Below are 18,341 nucleotides of genomic sequence, written 5' to 3' on the forward strand. Positions count from 1 at the left end.
TCTACGGAAGCGGAGCTCGGTACTGCAACGGGACCGGCCTTGCCCGTATCGGTGATAGTCGGGCTTGGCTTGCGGGCGGGAATGGCCATCTGATCTGGCACGTCCTGTACGGCGGTCTCGTCTATCCGCAAGTGTTCGGTTGAGCGCACGGGATCGTCTGCGCGGCGAAACGGGCGCAGCGGCATTCACATCGACGGCGATAAGCTGATCGCGGTCCACGGCAGGAGGCGAGGGATGACGGTATCGACATGGCTGCTCATGGCGGCGCTATGCGCTCCCGGCGCGGCGGCCGCGGCCGAGAATCCTTTCGTCGGCTCATGGAAATTCGACGCCGCGCGCAGCAAGCTCGTGGCCGAAACCGTCGAGTATCGCGATCTCGGCGATGGCCGCATGCACTTCTCCAACGGCGCGACGCTGAGTTACGACTTCGGCCTCGACGGCAAGGACTACAAGACCGCCGGCAACCGCAGCATCGCTTGGAAACCACTGCCGGACGGCAGTTGGCAGACGACGATCAAGATCGACGGCAAGGCCACGGAAACGTCGAACCGCACGATTTCCGCCGACGGCAAGCAAATGACCGTGCTCGCCGACGGCGTGCTGCCGGATGGCACGCCGTACAAGCACAAGAAGCACTACGCGCGGGTCGGCGCCGGCGAAGGCCTGGCCGGCACTTGGCGCAACACCGAAGTCGACACGGGCAACATGCCCGACGGCTACGTCATCTCGGAGAATGCGGACGGGACGCTCACCTGGGCGATTCCCACCGACAAGCAGACGCTGACCGGCCGTTTCGACGGCAGCGACTTGCCGCTCTCCGGACCGACGGCGCCGCCGAACACCGTGTTCGCGATCACCCGGCTGTCCAGCCGCAAGATCGCCTACGTCATGAAGACCAACGGCAAGCCGGGCCAGTACGGCACGGTGACGATATCCGCGGATGGCGACACGTTCACCGAGGAATCGTGGCTGCCCGGTAGGGAAAACGAGAAATCGACCGGCGTGCTGGTTCGGTACAAGTGCCCGGCGACGGATTCGAAAGATCCGGCATGGCTCTGTGCAGGATCGCGGTAGGCATGACGTTGCGTTGACCGAGGCTTGCAATAGCGGCGATCAACGGTTGCAATGCCATCATGCGCGCACGATCGCTAGCCATCCTGTTGCTGACTGCCCTACTGGCGGCCTGCTTCCACGCCCCGCCGCGCAACCCGATGGCGCAGTGGGTGCCGTCGCCCAACCACGAGCCGCGGCGGCCGATCCTGATCGTGCTGCACGCGACCGAGCAGGACGGCGTGCAGGAAAGCCTGGACACGCTGCGCACGGGCAACAGCGGCGGGCCGGTCAGCGCGCACTACCTGCTCGGCAGGGACGGCGGCTTGTACCAGCTGGTATCCGACGATCTGCGCGCCTGGCATGCGGGCCCGGGGCGCTGGGGCACCATCACCGACGTGAATTCGGTGTCGATCGGCATCGAGCTGGACAACGACGGCGAATCGCCTTTTCCGCCCGAGCAGATCGCCGGCCTGCTGAGATTGCTCGACGACCTGTGCGAACGCCACGGCATCCCGCGCACCCAAATCGTGGCGCACGCCGACTTCGCGCCTACGCGCAAGCGCGATCCCGGCCGGCTGTTCCCGTGGAAGCAATTGGCCGATGCGGGTTTCGGCCGCTGGCCCGATGCCGATGCGGGCGATCCGCCGGCCGGTTTCGACCCGTGGCTCGCGCTGCAGCTGGTCGGCTATCCGCTGGACGACCGCGCGGCGACGGTGCGCGCCTTCCATCGCCACTTCCGCGGCATCGAAACCGACGTGTTGGACGACGAGGATCTGCGCATCCTGCATGCACTGACGCGAATGCCGCGGGACTCGGCGCAATAGCGCCGCTCGCCGCGTCACGCCACGCATCAATCGGCGATCGCGGCCTCGGTGGCGAGCAACAGCACGCGGCTGTCCACGTCGAGTCGGTGCGCAGCACGCAACGCCGGTTGCGCGGCGACGTGCAACAGGCCCGCGACCCCGGCCGCACCAGAGGGGGTCGTTTCCGGTCCGCCGGCTTCGCGTAGCGCAGCCGGTGCCGCTCGCAATGAGTGCTCCGCTAGCTTGATGCAGTGAGCTCCGTGCCGCTGCAGGATCGGCAGTGCAACCGCAGAAGCCCGTCCGCAGGACAACATCCCCGCTGATGTACGCAGGTCGCCGGAGATGGGCGCTGCATGCCCGCTCGCCAAGGCATGAGCCACGCACGCAGCCGATGCCGGCTCCACGACCAGCAATTTCCGCGGCGCCTGCAGCAAGTCCCGCAAGCCTTCGGCCATTGCGGCCGCCAGGCCTCCGACGCCGGCCTGCACGAATACGTGGCTCGGGCGGTCGCGGACTTGATCGCGGAACTGGACCACCAGCTCGCGTGCGATCAAGCCGTAGCCGGACATCACGTCCTTGACCACCGCATCGTCGGGATCGTCGCCGGTGTCGGCTATAAGCAGCCCCTCGCCGTTCGCCGCGGCTGCGGCTGCCGCGTCGACCGCGTCGTCGTAAGTGCCGGCGACCCGCACGACGTCGCCGCCATACGCCTGGATGCGCACGGCCCGCGACCGCGCAACTTCCGTCGGCAAATAGATCGACGCTTTCGCGCCGGCGCGCGCGGCAGCGGCGGCGACCGCCAGTCCGTGGTTGCCGTCGCTGGCGCAGATCAGGCGCGGCAAAGCGGCGCGCTGCGCATAAAGCTCGGCGAGCGTGGCCACGCCCGCATGCCGGGCCAGCGCGCGCAAGCCGGCGAACATGCCGCCCAACGATTTGAAATTGCCGAGCGGACGTTCGCCTTCCGACTTGACGAAGACGCGGCCGACGCCGGCGCGCCGCGCCAGTTCGGGCAATTCGAGCAACGGCGTCCGCCGGAATTCCTTCGATAAGGATGCGGCGTCGAGATCGGAGCGGGGGCGGGTCATAGGCCCAGTTTGCCGGCGCCGGCCGACGCCGGGCGGCGAAATCAGGCGCGCTTTTGCGGAAAACAGGCGTGGTGGCGAAAGCCGACGCCGGCAACTGCGAAACCGCGTCGCTCTATCCGGGAGCTTCCAACGGAACCGGGATCGTCATTCCCTGCTTGACCACGCTCAGCGCGACATTCGTGGTGAACCGCCTCACGTTCGGATTGTCGGCGACCATGCGCGCCATCAGCCCGTCGTAGGTCTCGGTGTCGGGCGCGGTGATGACCAGTACGAAATCGGCTTCGCCGGTCACGTAGAACACCTGCTGGATCGGCGCCTGCGCAGCGAGCCAGGTACGCAACTGGGCGAGCAGTTCCGGCCGTTCGCGTTCGACTTGCAGCGAGACGATGAAGAAAGTGGGGCGCCCGACTTTGCGCGGATCGACGACCGCGGCATCGCGCACGATCACGCCCTGTTCGCGCAGTCGCCGCAGCCTGCGCTGGATCGCCGAAGGCGATAGCGCGACCTGTTCGGCCAGGCGCTCGGCGGTTTGCGCGGCGTCGTCCTGGATCAGGTTGAGCAGCTGGCGATCGAAACGGTCGAGTTCCATTTTTTTGCGGCTCCGAAGCCGGCGCGGGCGACGAAAAAACGCGCAGCCCGGCATGAGTTTGCCGCAAAGCATCGCATGGGCGGGCTTACGATGCTTCGCTCCGAAACAAACAAGCCGCGCGTTACCGCCATGAAACTGCTCTACCAGACGCATTCGCCTTACGCGCGCAAAGCGCTCGTGTTCGCCCACGAAGCCGGCATCGCCGGCCGCATCGGCGTCGTCCATCAAGAAACCAGCCCGACGCGCCGCAACGAACGGGTCTTCGCCGAAAACCCGCTCGGCAAGGTGCCGGTGCTGTTGCGGCCGGGGCTGCCGCCGATCTTCGATTCCGACGTGATCTGCGCCTACTTCGACACGCTCCACGACGGGCGCCCGTTGATTCCGGCGGATGGCGAAGCGCGTTGGCAGGCCTTGCGCCTGCAGGCCGTGGCGCAGGGCCTGGCCGACGCCGGCATCGCGATCCGCTGGGAAACGGTGCGCCGGCCGCAGGCGTTGCGTTATCCGCCGCTGCGCGACGGATACGCCGACAAGTTGCGCTCCAGCTACGACTGGCTGGAGCGGGAACTGGATGCCGCCGCGTCGATCCATGTCGGTCACATCGCGCTGGCGACTGCGCTGGACTGGCTCGAATTCCGCGAGCTGCCGGGTTTCCGCGAACGTCGCCCCCGACTCGCGGCATGGTTCGATGCTTTCGCGGCCAGGCCGTCGATGCGGGCGACGCCGCTGTCGGGCGAAACCCACGACTAGCGGCGCTGCTTTCCCGAGGTACGGCCGTCAAACGACCGTCAGCGTCACATCGATATTCCCGCGCGTGGCGTTGGAGTAGGGGCAAACCAGATGCGCCTGCTGCACCAGCGCTTCGGCCTGCTCGCGCGGCAGGCCCGGCAGCGAGATCTTGAGTTCGGCCTCGATGCCGAAGCCGCCGGCGATCTGGCCGATGCCTACGCTGCCTTCGATCGACGCATCCGCCGGCAGCGCGACCTTCTCGCGCGCGGCCACGAATTTCAGCGCGCCGATGAAACAGGCCGAATAGCCGGCCGCGAACAACTGCTCGGGGTTGGTGCCTTCGCCGCCGGCGCCGCCGAGTTCGCGCGGCGTGGCCAGCTGCAGGTCGAGGGTGCCGTCGGACGAGCGCGCGCGCCCGTCGCGGCCGCCGGTGGCGGTGACGGTGGCGCGGTACAGGACTTTTTCGATGGACATCGTGATTCTCCGGGTGTCGTTGGGGGTGGGTCGGGCGGATCGATTTATTGTGTAGGCGATTGAATCGTGTACGATTTAAGTGGCGTAAAAAAGCGTCCTTCAGACGTGGGCCTGCAGGTTGGCGCGCAGCGCATCCAGCGACGCTTTGGTACGCGACAGCTCGGCGGCCGAGCAGCCGCTGGCGCGGAAGATCCCGGCAGGCACGCCCGCGGCTTTCGCTTTCAGCGCGCGTCCCGACGCGGTCAACGCGATCAGCACCTGGCGCTCGTCGTCTCGCGCGCGCGTCCGCGTCACCAGGCCCGCGGCCTGCAGACGCTTGAGCAGCGGCGTCAGCGTCGCCGAATCCAGCAGCAGGCGCTCGCCGATTTCCGACACCGTGAGGCCGTCGCCGGCCCACAGCACCATCATCACCAGGTACTGCGGATAGGTCAGGCCGAGCGGTTCGAGCAGGGGCCGGTAGGCCTTGTTCATCGCGCGCCCGGCCGAATACACCGCGAAGCACAGCTGGTCTTCCAGCTTCAGGGAGGGCTGGGGCTTGGTCCGGGCGGGCGCGGGTCGCTTGCTCATGGCAGGCATGATAAATCGTGCGCGATTGAATTGCAAGCTAAGGAAAATTGCGCTTGCGGGGTCCGCGCGGCGATGCCCGCTTCCGGCCGGAAGCGGCGGGGTCATGCGACAGTCTGCGCTCAGGCCCGGATGGCCGCCAGGAAGCGTTCGCGGTGCTGCTCGGTGCGGCGGCGCACTTCGGCCAGCGCATCGCTCTCGGTGGCTTCGAGCATCGCTTCGAACAAGCGCTGGAAGTGGTGGTGCATTGTCCGCCTCGCAGCCGAGGGATCGCGCGCGCGCAGCGCGTCCAGGATCGCGCCGTGCTCGCGCATGCGGTCGTCTGCGTCGTGGTGGCAAACGCGCGCGTACACCGTCGTGACCTGCGGCAGTTCGTCGCGCATGCGCCAGATCGAACGCACGATGTACTCGATGACCGGGTTGCCGGTGATCTGGGCGATGCGCATGTGGAACGCGCGGTCGGCTTCGCCTGCGGCCTGGTCGCTCGCATCGGGTTGCGACATGGCCTCGAGCAGCACTTCCAGCTCGCGGATCTCCTCGTCGGTGATGCGGCTGGCGGCGAGCGCCGCGGCTTCGGCTTCGATCACCGAGCGCGCTGCGGTCACGTCGAAGGCGGACACGTCCGGCAGGGAGCCCAGCACGTCGGTGCGTTGCCGGACGTAGACGCCCGAGCCGATCCGGATCGACAGCACGCCGCGCGCCTCGAGCGCGATTTCCGCCTCGCGCACCGTCACCCGGCTCACGCCGAAGCGTTCGGCCAGGTCGCGCTCGCCCGGCAGCCGCGATCCGGGCGGGAATTCGCCCGAATCGATCAGCTTCATCAGTTCGGCCGCAAGGGACTGGTAGAGGCGGTTGTCTGTCATATCCGAATCATAGCGGGACTGGAGCGCCGGCGATCAGAAGCGGTACCGGACGCCGAAATAGTAGCGCCGGCCGTAGCCATGGTACTCGTGGAAGTTGCCGTACACCGGCATGTCCGAAATCCGCGGCTCGTCGGTCAGGTTGGACGCCTCCAGCGAGAACGACAGGTGCTCGTTGGCGCGCCAACCGGCGCGGAAATCCACCGTGCTGCCGCCGTGGATGTAGCGGTTCTGCGACGGCGCGCCGACGAAGCGCTGGTAGTACTCCGAGCGGTATTTGTAGATCGCCTGCAGGTCCACGGACCCCAACGTCCAATACACGGATCCCGATGCGACGTGCTCGGACAGGCCGAAGATGTTTGCCGGCTCGACCAATCCGGGCGTGACGGCGCCCGTTTCGGGGTCGAGCTGGTCGCCGAGCCGAAGGTCGTGGTTTTCGAAGTTGGAGTCGGCGTAGTTGTAGCTGACCTTGACGCCCAGCCCGTCGAACGGGGCGGGCAGGTACGAGAAGCGATGCGAGCCGGTGAACTCGACGCCGAACAGATCGCTCTTCTTGTCGGTCGTAGCGTATTGCTCGACCGGCACCACCACGGTTTCGCCGTCGATCACGAAGGTCTCGTCGATCACGGTCGGGATGTCGCCGCCGGTGAACTGCTTGTAGTAGATGGCGGCGCTGAGCAGCGAATCCGGATTGGGATACCACTCGAACGAAACGTCCCCGTTCCAGGACAGGAGCGGCTTGGTGCGCGGGTTGCCGGTGGCCGCGATGCTGTCGATCGCGTCCTCGATGCTGCCGAACTCGCCGTCCTCCACTTCGATCGTACGGCCGGCGCCCAACGCGCTCAGGTCAGGCCGGGCCATCGCGCGGTACACGCCCACGCGCAGTACCTTGTCGTCGGTCAATTCGAGCGCCGCGTTGAAGCTGGGCAATAGCACGTCGTTGGAGGCCTTGACCACCTGGGTGTCGAACTCGCCGGTGGGCTCGACCGTGATCGTACCGTCGCCGTTGCGCACCACGTCCAGGCCGCTGCGCAATCCCAGCGAGCGCACATCGGTCTTGACCCAGCGGGCGCCGAAGTTGCCCGTCACCGGTAGACCGAACCATTCCGATGCGAATTCGCCCATCAGATAGATCGCCTGCGTTTTCTCTCCGATGTCGTTGTTGGCGGGATTGCGCAAGTCGGCGTTGCGCCCGGTATCGTCGACGCCGGAGAGGGCGCCGAACAGGCAGCGCGAGTCGAAAGTGGCCCAGCGTTGGATCGTGTTGCCGCTGGCCTCGTCGAGAAAATCGTCCTGCGGGAAGGCGGTGCGGCAGGCCAGGTTCGCGTCGCGAACCAGGTCGCGGTCGGCGTTGATCTCGACGCGGTCGTCGTAGTCGCGGTAATCGGACTGCGCATAGCGCACGCCGGCCTTGACTGCGGTGAAGAAGCCGCCTTCCGGGAAGTAGCTGCCGTCGAAGCGGAACGCGCGCAGCGTGTGTTCGCGCAGCGCCTCGTCGCGGCGCAGGCGCGGCACATCGCTGAAGTTCTCCCAGCGGGTGATGTCGAAGGCCGGGTCGATGATCATCGAAGGCACGTCGCCGCGGTGGCCGTAGCTGTAATCGACGTAGCGCGCGCCGTTGATGCCGGCGACGTCTTCGCCGTTGATGTCCTCGTCGTCGGCGCGCAGCCGCGTGATCCAGTCGTTCTCGGTGCGCAGCGTGTGCGAATACGCGAAGTCGGTCGAGAACAGCCAGGAAGCGCTCGGACGCCATTGGAAATTGAGCCCGGCGCCCTCGTACTCCTCGGCCCGCACCTTGTAATTGGAGTTGGTCTCGATGCCGCTCTGTCCGGTGAACGAATGCACCGTCCCGTCCGCGCCCGCGACGACGTTGTCGATGTTGCGGCGCCCGTCGGGCAGGACCAGTTCGTTGCGGTCCTCGCTGAAAGTGCGGTCCGACCATTGGTAGTCGAAGTTCACTTCCATCGTGTCGTTGGGCTGCCATTGCAGGGCGGCGAATACCGCGTCGCGCTTGTCGTGTTCGACCAGCTGGCGATAGGTGCGGCCGTTGGGCATCAGGTAGAACGGCGTGCTGCCGGCGTTCTCGTCGCCCGGAACGACGTCGGGGCAGTTGCCGCTGGACGGCACCTGGGTCGCGTCGCATGCGGTCCAGGTGGAACTGGTGGCGGCGACTTCCTCCGGATTGCTGCCTTCCAGGCTCTGCACGCCCAGCGAGAGGCCAAGTTTGCCGCCGTTGGCGAATTCGAACTGGTCGAGATAGCTGGCGGTACCGCGCCAGCCGACGCCGGCGCCGTCGTCGAGCTTGCTGTCGTAGTCGGCATAGGTCGCGCGGCCCTCCAGCTGGATCCGGCGCTCGCCGAAGGACAGGGGCTTGACCGTCTCCATGTTGATCGTGCCCGCCACGCCGCCTTCGATGAAGTCGGCCTGCTGGGTCTTGTAGATCTGCACCGTGTTGATCAGTTCGGAGGGGAACTGGTTGAAGTTCACCGAACGGTCGCCGCTGCCGTTGGTCGCTTCGCGGCCGTTGAAAGTCGCCGAGCCGAGGAACGGGCCCAGGCCGCGTATCGAAATCTCGGTCGCGCCGCCTTTCTCTCGATGGGTGGACGCGCCGGTGATGGTTTCGATCGCCTCGCCGATGGACAGCGCCGGCAGGTCGCCGATGTCCTTGGCCGACAGCGCGTCGGAGATCACCGTCGCGTCGCGCTTGGTCTGGATCGAGGACTGGATCGAGGCGCGGATGCCGGTGACGACGACCGAATCCAGTTGCGTCGGGTCGGTCGCGGTCTGCGCGGAGGCGGGCGGCTGGGCCGGCGCATTCTGGTCGGCGGCCGGCTCGGCCGGCGGGGCCGCCGCTTCCTGGGCGAACGACACCCCGGCATGCGCGCCGGCCCAAAGCGCGACGAACAGCGCGCTGGCCAGACCGGATCGTTGGAATCGACGTGGATGGTTCGACGCTTGTCGCTGGCGCATGCTCTTCTCTCCTCCCGGATGTAGTGGCCCATGTGTCCGGGCTTGGCGCGGAGAGTTCCACCTGTTGCAGGCCAATGTCAAACAATTGGTCCGATAAGGTGATCTACGATATTGGAAAGGCCATTTTTACCGTATTTTCATGTGCAGTTGCAGCAAATTTGCCAACCGCTTTGCGTACCAGTTACGTTATATTGGACTGACCAATTAGCCAGGCGACGACGCGATGCGAACGGCGACTCGATGCGGCAGGAAAGCAAAGTGCCTGCCTTGAAAGCGATCTTCTGCGCTGCCGCATGGCTGCTGGCCATCGCTGCGCAGGCGCATGCCGGCGAACGGCTCGTTCGCGATCAGGCCGCCTACGCCGAAGCGCTGCGCGAACTGAAACCGGGCGACAGCATCGTGCTCGCCGATGGCGAATGGCGCGACTTCCAGGTCCTGTTCACCGGCAACGGCGCAGCGGGCAAGCCGATCACGCTGACCGCGCAGACGCCGGGCAAAGTCGTACTGACCGGCCGCTCCAACCTGCGCATGGCGGGCGAATACCTGGTGGTGTCCAACCTGGTGTTCCGCGACGGCTGGTCGCCGACCGGCGAGGTGTTCGCGTTCCGCCGCTCTCCGGAGCAGCGCGCCAACCACAGCCGCGCCACCGGCATCGTGATCGATCGCTTCAACAATCCCGACCGCCGCCAGTCCGATCATTGGGTGTCGCTGTACGGCTACGGCAACCGCTTCGACCACGGCCACCTGATCGGCAAGGACAACGCCGGCACCACTTTGGTAGTGGTGCGGGACCCGCAGCAGGGGCTCGAGAACCGCCATCGCATCGACCACAACTGGTTCGGGCCGCGGCCGAACCTGGGTTCGAACGGCGGCGAGACGATACGCATCGGCACCAGCCACGACTCGCTGAGCGATTCGCGGACCGTGGTCGAGGACAACTGGTTCGAAGGCTGCGACGGCGAGGTCGAGATCGTCTCCAACAAATCGGGCGGCAACGTCTACCGCCGCAACGTCTTCTACCGTTCGCAGGGCGCGCTGGTGCTGCGCCACGGCGACGGCAACCGGGTCGAGGACAACGTGTTCCTGGGCGGCGGCAAGCCGCATACCGGCGGCGTGCGCGTCATCAACCGCCGCCAGACCGTGCGCAACAACCATTTCGAAGGCCTGCGCGGCGACGGTTTCGCCTCCGCGCTCAGCGTGATGTACGGCGTGCCGAATTCGCCGATCAACCGTTACACGCAGGTCGACGGCGCGGTCATCGAAGGCAATACCTTCGTCGACGTGGACAGCATCCTGCTCGGCGCCGGCAAAGACGAGGAACGCTCGCTGGCGCCGGCGAACAGCCGCTTCGAAAAGAATCTGATCGTCGGCAAGGAAGATCCGTTGCGGGTGCTGGGCGATATGTCCGGTGTCGCCGTCGGCGGCAATAGGCATTGCGCACGGAGTACGCACAACCCCTCTCCCACCGGGAGAGGGGTTGGGGTGAGGATACGGCGAAGGGACGATGTAACCGATTGCGTGCCGATCGAGGCTTCCCGTTTTGCAATGCAATCGGAAGCGGCCAGCGCTTCGCCGCACCCTCATCCGGCGCTGCGCGCCACCTTCTCTCGAGGGGAAAAGCCTGCTGCAGCCGATGTCGGTGCTCGCGACTCGAAGCCGATTCCGCGCGAGGACGTCGGCGTGCCCTGGTATCCGAAAGAAGCGGCAACCGCTGGCTTCGACACGGGTGCGGTGCGCCAAGCCGCGCCGGGCGAGGACACCCTGTCGCAAGCCGTCGCGTCGGCGTCCGCCGGCGACCGCATCGTGCTGGCGCCCGGGCGCTATCGGGTCAACGAAGTGCTGCCGGTCGCGCATGCGCTCACCGTGGCCGGGCCGGCGCGCGGCGTGGCGACCATCGCCTTTTCCCGTTCGGTGCTGTTCGAAATCGCGCGCGGCGGCAGCTTGAAGCTGGATAGGCTGACCGTCACCGGCGAGGACGCGCCGGACCAGGCGGGCAATGCGGTGATCCGCACGCGGCCTGGTTCGGGCGCAGCGAATTACGCATTGCTGCTGGAGGACGTGAAGATCGACGGCTTGACGGTGAACCGCGCATTCGACGTCATCGCGCTGGGCAAGGACACGCTGGCCGATGCGGTGACGCTGCGCGGGGTCGAAGTGGACGGCATCACCGGTTCGGTGCTGGCCGCCGCGTCCGAGACCGACGACCGCGGCACGTACAACGCCGAACGGGTGACGATCGAGGATTCGCGTTTCTCGCGGATCGGCGGCCCGGCAGTGGATCTGTACCGCGGCGGCACCGACGAAAGCACTTTCGGGCCCGAACTGCGCATCGCCCGCTCGCAATTCGATCGCGTCGGCGGCGCCGATGCGCCGAGTCTGCGCCTGCACGGCGTGCAGCGCGCCGAACTCGTCGGCAACGAATTCAAGCGCAGCGGCGCGGTGCGTTTCGTGCGGACGGTCGGCGAGCCGATGCTGCTCGCAGGCGGCAATCGCTTCACGGACACGCCCGGCATAGCATCGGACGTGCCGGTGGGAGCGGCGCAATGAAGCGGATCGTCGTCTGGTTGGCGCTGGCGCTGGCGCTGGCGTTCGCCGCCAATGCGCAGCCACCCGCGGCGCAGGACGGAACACAGCCGGTGCTGGTCGACGGGCGCGACTGGCAGCGCATGCGCGCCGAAGGCGCGCATGCGCCGATGTTCGCCGCCGAGCAGGCGCGGGTGGAGCGCATGGTGCGCGCGGCGATGGCGCAAGGCGTAGTCGTACCGGTGCCCAAGGATCCCGGCGGCGGCTATACGCACGAACAGCACAAGCGCAACTACCTGGCGCTGCAGGGCGCCGGCGCGCTCTATCGGCTGACCGGCGATCGCGCCTATGCCGATTTCGCGCGCGACATGCTGCTGGAGTACGCGCGCCTGTATCCGACGCTGGGCCCGCATCCGGCGCGCCGCGGCGAGCAAACGTCCGGGCGCCTGTTCTGGCAGCAGCTCAACGATTCGGTGTGGCTGGCGCACGCGATCCAGGGCTACGACGCGATCCGCGACACGCTGACGGCCGCCGACCGCGATCGCGTCGACGAAGACGTGTTCCGGCGGATGGCGCGGTTCCTTTCCGAAGAGAGCCCCGAGCGCTTCGACGCCATCCACAACCACGCGACGTGGGCGACGGCCGGCGTCGGCATGACCGGCTACGTATTGCGCGACCGCGACCTGGTCGACAGGGCGCTGCTCGGCTTGGCGAAAGACGGGCGCGCCGGCTTCCTGGCGCAAGTCGACCGGTTGTTCTCGCCCGACGGCTATTACGCGGAAGGTCCGTATTACCAGCGCTATGCGCTGGCGCCGTTCGTGATCTTCGCCGGCGCGATCCAGCGCAACGATCCGCAACGCGGCATCTTCAAGCGCAAGGACGGCGTGCTGCTCAAAGCGGTCGATACCTTGGTGCAGACCAGCTACGCCGGCTATTTCTTCCCGATCAACGACGCCATGCCCGACAAGGGCCTGGACACCGAGGAGCTGGTCGCGGGCATCGCCATCGCCTATGCGCAGACGCAGGATGCGCGCCTGCTGTCGGTCGCGCAGCGGCAGGGCCGCACAGTGCTCACGCCCGAAGGCCTGCGGGTGGCCGAGGGCGTCGCCGAAAAACTCGCCAAGCCTTTCGCGTTCCGCCCGCTCATGCTGCGCGACGGCGCGGACGGCGACCGCGGCGGCCTCGCGATCCTGCGCATGGACGACGGGCATCCCGACGACGAGCATGGCCAGGCGCTGGTGATGAAAAACACCTCGCAAGGCATGGGCCACGGCCATTTCGACAAGCTGAACTGGCTGTTCTACGACAACGGCCGGGCGGTGGTCACCGACTACGGCGCAGCGCGCTTCCTCAACGTCGAAGCCAAGTCCGGCGGGACCTACCTGCCGGAAAACAACAGCTGGGCGAAGCAGACCGTCGCGCACAATACGCTGGTCGTGGACGAACGCAGCCATTTCGACGGCGATTGGAAGCGCGGCGAAGCATATGCGCCCGAACCGCTGCTATTCGATGCGAAGGCGGATACGCAAATCGCTTCCGCACGCATGCGCGACGCCTACGACGGCGTGACGTTCACCCGCACGCTGGCGCTGGTCCGGCATCCGGACCTGCTGTTTCCCGCGGCCGTCGATCTGTTGCGGGTGGAAGGCGCCGCACCGGCGCGCTACGACCTGCCATTGCATTTTAATGGCCACATCATGAGCGTCGGTTTCCAGGCGCAGCGCCACGACGCCGTCCGCCCGGTGCTGGGCGCGCGCGCCGGCTACCAGCACCTGTGGGTGGATGCCGAAAGCGCCGCTTCCACCGAAGTCCGCTCGCTGGCGTGGCTGCTGGGCGGCCGCTTCTACACCTATCGTTTCGGCGCCAGCGCGCCGAGCCGCGCATGGCTGGTGGAAAGCGGCGCCAACGATCCGGATTTCAATCTGCGCCGCGAACCGGCGCTGATCCAGCGCGTGGACGGCGCCGCCGACGCGACCTTTTTCGGCGTGCTCGAGCCGCACGGCGAATACAACGGCACCGCCGAATACGTGCGCGGCGCGGACAGCCGTATCGCGGGCATCGCGCATGTCCGCGGCGGCGACGCATCGATCGTCGTGCTCCGCTTGACTTCCGGCAGCGCGCTCGCGCTGGCGGTGGCCGACGATCCCGCTTCCGACCGCGCGCATCGGATCGTCGCGAACGGCCGGACCTACGAATGGAAGGGCGCCTGGGCGCGCTTCGACAGCCCGGCCGCGCAGTCCGCGCGTCCCGGCCCGCCCGACACGAAGGAAAGCCCATGACCAAGAAGCGGTCCGCCGTACGCTGGATCATCGTCGGCCTGATCGCCGCGGCGACGGTGATCAACTACATCGACCGCAACGCCCTGGCGGTGATGTGGCCGGAAATCTCCGGCGATATCGGCGCCACCAAGGAGGATTACGCGCTGCTGGTGACGGTGTTCATGCTGTTCTACGCCGCCGGGCAGGTGGGCTTCGGACGCCTGTTCGACATCATCGGCGTGCGCCTGGGCTTCGCATTGTCGATCGCGGTGTGGTCGATCTCGATCGCGTTGCACGCGGTGGCCCACTCGATCCTGTCCTTCAGCGTGTTCCGCGCGCTGCTGGGCGTGAGCGAGGCCGGCGCCTGGCCGGGCGCGGTGAAGGCCAATGCCGAATGGTTCCCGGCGCGCGAGCGGGCCTTCGCGCAAGGGATATTCAATGCCGGCGCGTCGATCGGCGCGATCGTGTCCGCGCCGTTGATCGCGCTGCTGTTCGTCGCCTTCGGCTGGAAGGGCACCTTCCTGTTGATCGGCGCGCTGGGATTCGCATGGCTGCTGCCGTGGCTGATCGTGTACCGCGCCGGGCCCGACAAGCACCCGTGGGTCAGCGAGGCCGAGCGCGTGCTGATCCTGGATGCGCCCGTCGACGCGGGCCCGGAACTGCCGGTGTACGCGCCGGGCATGCGCGGATTGATGTCGCATCGCCAGAGCTGGGGCATCGTGCTGGCGCGATTCTTCCTGGATCCGATCTGGTGGCTGTTCGTATCGTGGCTGCCGATCTACCTCGCCGAGACGTTCGGCTTCGACATCAAGCAGATCGGTCTGTTCGCCTGGGTGCCGTATGTGGGCGCGATGCTGGGCAGCCTGTTCGGCGGCTGGCTTTCGGGCCGGCTGATCGCGCGCGGCTGGAGCGTGCACCGCGCGCGCAAATGGACCATCACTTTGGGCGGCGCGGTCATGACGCCCGCGCTGCTCGGCGCGGTGCTGGCCGCCGAGCCCACGGTCGCGGTGCTGACCATCGCGGCGGTGCTGTTCGGTTTCCAGGTCGCCATCGGCAACATCCAGACGCTGCCCGGCGATGTGTTCCGCGGCAGTTCGGTCGGTTCGTTGGCCGGCATCGGCGGCCTGTTCGCGGTGGCAGGCACGCTGATCACGACCTGGCTGGTGCCGGCGATGACACAGCAGTCGTTCGCGCCGATCTTCATCCTGGTCGCAGCGCTGGTGCCGCTGTCGCTCGCGTCGGTCTGGTGGATTGCCGGACGCATCGAACGGCTGGACCGCGCGCCCGGGCGCGATTGATTTCATTCCAAAACGCAATAAAACATAAGGACCCCCGAACATGGATTTCAAAGACAAAGTGGCGATCGTCACCGGCGGCGGCCGCGACATCGGCCGCGCGGTTTCGCTGAAGCTGGCCGCGGCCGGCGCCAAGGTCTGCATCAACTACGCCAACGACGAGGCCAGCGCGCAGGAAACGAGGAAGCAGATACAGGCCGCAGGCGGCGTGGCCATCGTCCATCGCGCCGACGTCTCCCGCAGCCAGAATGTCGCGGCGCTGATCGCGGCGACCCAGGCGGCTTTCGGCGAACGCATCGATGTCCTGGTCAACGTGGCCGGCGGCATGGTCGCGCGCAAGCCGCTGGCCGACATCGACGAAGCGTATTTCCACAAGGTCATGGACCTGAACCTGAAATCGGTGTTCCTGATGACGCAGGCGGTGGTACCGCACATGCGCGAAGGCGCGGCGATCGTCAATTTCGCCTCGTTGGCCGGCCGCGACGGCGGCGGCCCGGGCGCGGCGATCTACGCCACCTCCAAGGCGGCGGTGATGACCTTCACCCGGGCCACGGCCAAGGAATTGGGTCCGCGCGGCATCCGCGTCAATTCGCTGTGCTGCGGCATGATCGCCACCCGTTTCCACGACGACTTCACCAAGCCGGAAGTGCGCACCGCCGTCGCCAACGCGACGCCGCTGCGGCGCGAAGGCCGACCCGAAGAAGCCGCCGATACCGCGGTGTATCTCGCATCGGACCAAGCCAGCTTCATCACCGGCGCCAATATCGACGTCAACGGCGGCGTGTTCTTCTCGTGAGCATGTTCGCGGCCGGATCCGAGGCATCGCGCCATGCCTAAGCGGCGGAAAGCGATCGTCCTCGCGCTCGCACTGGTCGTTGCGGCAGGCGATGCCTGCGCTCAGCGATGGGTGCCGGCGTGGATCGCATCGCCGGCGCCCGACCGCCGCGACGGCGCTCCGCGAGCGCCGCTGCAATTCGCCGACCAGACCGTGCGCCAGGACATGCGCCTGGGCGTTTCTGCCAAGGCGCTGCGTTTCCGGATCAGCAACGAGCTGGGCGATGCGCCGCTGAAACTGGACAGCCTGGTCGCATGGCGCATCGGAACATCGGCGCGACGAATGCCGGTGCGTTTCGCGGGCCGCGATGCGATCGTGGTACCGGTCGGCGCAGCGTTGCTGAGCGATCCGGTGGCCATCGCAGCGCCCGCCTTCGCCCAAGTGGCGCTGAGCCTGCATTTCCCGGACCCGACGCGCCCTGCGGTGCGGCGTACCGCGCTGCGCGCGGTCGCGGGCAAGGCCGATGTGGCCGACGATGCGCCGTTGGCGTATCGGCAAAACGCGATCTCCGCGGTGCTGGCCGAACGCGACGAAGCTCCGGCAACGATCGTCGCACTGGGCGATTCGATCACCGAAGGCGCCACCGCCGGCCTGGGTTCGGAAGGCGATTGGCCGGCCCTGCTCGCGCGGCGCCTCGAACAAGCCTGTCCCGGCCGCTACGTGGTGCTCAACGCCGGCATCAGCGGCAACAAGGTGCTCGACGCCGGACGCAGCCACAGCGCGCTGGCGCGGCTGGATCGCGATGTGTTGTCGTTGCCCGGCGTGGACTACGCGGTTTTGCTGGAAGGCATCAACGACATCCGCCACAGCGGCGCGCCCGAATTCCGCCCCGGCCGCAGCGCGGACGACGTGATCCTCGGCTACCGGCAGATCGTGGCGCGCCTGCAGATGCACGGCATCCGCACGTTCGGCGCCACGCTCACGCCCTTCGGCGGCTCCGAGCGCTACGAACCGGTTTCGGCGGCCGCGCGGGGACAGTTGAATGCTTTCATCCGCGACGGCGGCGTCTTCGCCGGCGTCGTCGATTTCGATGCGGCGCTGCGCGATCCCGCCCGGCCCGAATTCCTGCCCGACCCGCTCACCCGCGACCACCTGCACCCGAACCGGGACGGATACGCGAAGATGGCGCGGGCGATCGACCTATCCCTGTTCGGATGCCAGCCGCCGTGACCGCGATCGACACCGTTTTCCCGCGTCCGCCTTCGGACCAACGCCGCTGGGACTGCGTCGCCTTGGGCGAAGTGATGCTGCGCTTCGACCCGGGCGAAGCGCGCATCCGTTCCGCCCGCGAATTCCGAGTCTGGGAAGGCGGCGGCGAGTACAACGTCGCGCGCGGGCTGCGCAAGACCTTCGGCCGGCCGACCGCAGTGCTGACCGCGCTGCCGCGCAACGAGATCGGCCTGCTGGTCGAGGATCTCATCCTGCAAGGCGGCGTGGATACGGGCCGGATCGTCTGGCGCGAACACGACGGCGTCGGCCGCAACACGCGCGTAGGCTTGAATTTCACCGAACGCGGCTTCGGTGTGCGCGCCGCGCTTGGCGTCTCCGATCGCGCCTATTCCGCCGCGTCGCAGATCGCGCCGGACGAATTCGATTGGGACGTTCTGTTCGGCGCCGGCGGTACCCGCTGGCTGCATACCGGCGGCATCTTCGCCGCATTGTCGGAAAGCACCGCGCAGACGGCGCTGGCCGCCGTGCGCCATGCGCGTCGCCATGGCGTAGCCGTTTCCTACGATCTGAACTACCGCGCCAGCCTGTGGAACAGCCATCCGGACCCGGATGCGGCGCGGCGGGTCAACCGCGCCATCGCCGCCGAATGCGACCTGCTGATCGGCGACGAGTTTTCCTTCGCTTCCTGCCTGGGTTTGGAGCACGGCGGCGCCGCTCGCGCCACGCCGATGGATTCCGCGCCGGCCGATGCGGCTTGCTTGAGGGTGTTCGAAGCGTTACCGAACCTTAAGCTGATCGCCTTCCCGCTGCGCGAGGCGCACTCGGCCTCGCGCAACGCCTGGGGCGGCGTGCTGCATGCGCGCGGCGGCCGACGCTGCCAGTCGCTGTTGCGGCACGAGTTGGACATTCTCGATCGCGTCGGCGGCGGCGATGCCTTCGTGGCCGGCCTGATCCACGGCCTGCTCGACGGCGCCGACCTGCAGCGCGCGCTCGACCTGGGCGTCGCGCACGGCGCGTTGGCCATGACCACGCCGGGCGACAACGCGATGACCTCGCTGGACGAAGTCGAAGCCGTCGTCCGCGGCGACGGCGCGGCCGCCCGCCGTTGAAGGCGGCCAGTCCTCCATGTGCCGGAG

At 67.5% G+C, this 18,341-nt stretch carries 15 protein-coding genes; 9 read left to right on the forward strand and 6 right to left on the reverse strand.

Annotation, left to right across the window (positions count from 1 at the left end; all coding sequences use genetic code 11):
- Positions 1-234 precede the first annotated feature (234 nt).
- Positions 235-1,074, forward strand: coding sequence for a hypothetical protein (locus M2650_RS14445; protein WP_249475737.1), 840 nt, complete (start codon positions 235-237; stop codon positions 1,072-1,074).
- Between the two features lie 59 nt (positions 1,075-1,133).
- Positions 1,134-1,877: an N-acetylmuramoyl-L-alanine amidase gene (locus tag M2650_RS14450; RefSeq protein ID WP_249475739.1), complete on the forward strand. Its 744-nt coding sequence runs from the start codon at positions 1,134-1,136 to the stop codon at positions 1,875-1,877.
- A gap of 26 nt (positions 1,878-1,903) precedes the next feature.
- Here the strand turns inward: M2650_RS14450 and M2650_RS14455 are convergent, their stop codons facing one another.
- A complete protein-coding gene (locus M2650_RS14455; RefSeq protein WP_249475741.1) occupies positions 1,904-2,941 on the reverse strand; it encodes a pyridoxal-phosphate dependent enzyme in 1,038 nt (345 codons plus the stop codon).
- 112 nt (positions 2,942-3,053) lie between these two features.
- Entirely contained in the window at positions 3,054-3,530 is a 477-nt protein-coding gene (locus M2650_RS14460; RefSeq protein ID WP_249475743.1) for an Lrp/AsnC family transcriptional regulator, read from the reverse strand.
- A 129-nt stretch (positions 3,531-3,659) separates the two neighbouring features.
- Here M2650_RS14460 and M2650_RS14465 point away from each other — a divergent pair, with 129 nt between their 5' ends.
- Positions 3,660-4,277, forward strand: coding sequence for a glutathione S-transferase family protein (locus tag M2650_RS14465; protein WP_249475745.1), 618 nt, complete (start codon positions 3,660-3,662; stop codon positions 4,275-4,277).
- A gap of 27 nt (positions 4,278-4,304) precedes the next feature.
- On the opposite strand, the gene M2650_RS14470 is transcribed toward M2650_RS14465, so the two are convergent.
- The 4 genes from M2650_RS14470 to M2650_RS14485 form a co-directional block, all read right to left on the reverse strand.
- Entirely contained in the window at positions 4,305-4,730 is a 426-nt protein-coding gene (locus tag M2650_RS14470) for an organic hydroperoxide resistance protein (RefSeq protein WP_249475747.1), read from the reverse strand.
- A 99-nt stretch (positions 4,731-4,829) separates the two neighbouring features.
- Positions 4,830-5,297, reverse strand: a complete 468-nt coding sequence (locus M2650_RS14475; RefSeq protein WP_249475749.1) for a MarR family winged helix-turn-helix transcriptional regulator — start codon at positions 5,295-5,297, stop codon at positions 4,830-4,832.
- Between the two features lie 119 nt (positions 5,298-5,416).
- On the reverse strand, positions 5,417-6,157 hold the full coding sequence (locus tag M2650_RS14480) for a FadR/GntR family transcriptional regulator (RefSeq protein WP_249475751.1): 741 nt from the start codon (positions 6,155-6,157) through the stop codon (positions 5,417-5,419).
- Between the two features lie 33 nt (positions 6,158-6,190).
- Positions 6,191-9,124 (reverse strand): TonB-dependent receptor, encoded by a 2,934-nt coding sequence (locus M2650_RS14485; protein ID WP_249475753.1) that lies wholly within the window; start codon positions 9,122-9,124, stop codon positions 6,191-6,193.
- Between the two features lie 258 nt (positions 9,125-9,382).
- Here M2650_RS14485 and M2650_RS14490 point away from each other — a divergent pair, with 258 nt between their 5' ends.
- Genes M2650_RS14490 through M2650_RS14515 form a run of 6 tightly spaced genes read left to right on the forward strand, consistent with a single transcriptional unit; the run spans position 9,383 to position 18,314 of the window.
- On the forward strand, positions 9,383-11,671 hold the full coding sequence (locus M2650_RS14490; protein WP_249475755.1) for a chondroitinase-B domain-containing protein: 2,289 nt from the start codon (positions 9,383-9,385) through the stop codon (positions 11,669-11,671).
- Positions 11,668-13,926: an oligoalginate lyase gene (locus tag M2650_RS14495; RefSeq protein WP_249475757.1), complete on the forward strand. Its 2,259-nt coding sequence runs from the start codon at positions 11,668-11,670 to the stop codon at positions 13,924-13,926. The genes M2650_RS14490 and M2650_RS14495 overlap by 4 nt, the downstream gene beginning before the upstream one ends.
- Complete coding sequence (locus M2650_RS14500) at positions 13,923-15,203, forward strand: MFS transporter (protein ID WP_249475759.1); 1,281 nt, start codon at positions 13,923-13,925, stop codon at positions 15,201-15,203. The genes M2650_RS14495 and M2650_RS14500 overlap by 4 nt, the downstream gene beginning before the upstream one ends.
- 40 nt (positions 15,204-15,243) lie before the next feature.
- Positions 15,244-15,996, forward strand: a complete 753-nt coding sequence (locus tag M2650_RS14505) for an SDR family NAD(P)-dependent oxidoreductase (protein ID WP_249475761.1) — start codon at positions 15,244-15,246, stop codon at positions 15,994-15,996.
- Between the two features lie 33 nt (positions 15,997-16,029).
- On the forward strand, positions 16,030-17,205 hold the full coding sequence (locus M2650_RS14510; RefSeq protein ID WP_249475763.1) for a GDSL-type esterase/lipase family protein: 1,176 nt from the start codon (positions 16,030-16,032) through the stop codon (positions 17,203-17,205).
- Positions 17,202-18,314, forward strand: a complete 1,113-nt coding sequence (locus tag M2650_RS14515; protein ID WP_249475765.1) for a sugar kinase — start codon at positions 17,202-17,204, stop codon at positions 18,312-18,314. The genes M2650_RS14510 and M2650_RS14515 overlap by 4 nt, the downstream gene beginning before the upstream one ends.
- The last annotated feature ends 27 nt before the right edge of the window (positions 18,315-18,341 follow it).

The organism is Luteimonas galliterrae, assembly GCF_023374055.1.
Lineage (GTDB): Bacteria > Pseudomonadota > Gammaproteobacteria > Xanthomonadales > Xanthomonadaceae > Luteimonas_C > Luteimonas_C galliterrae.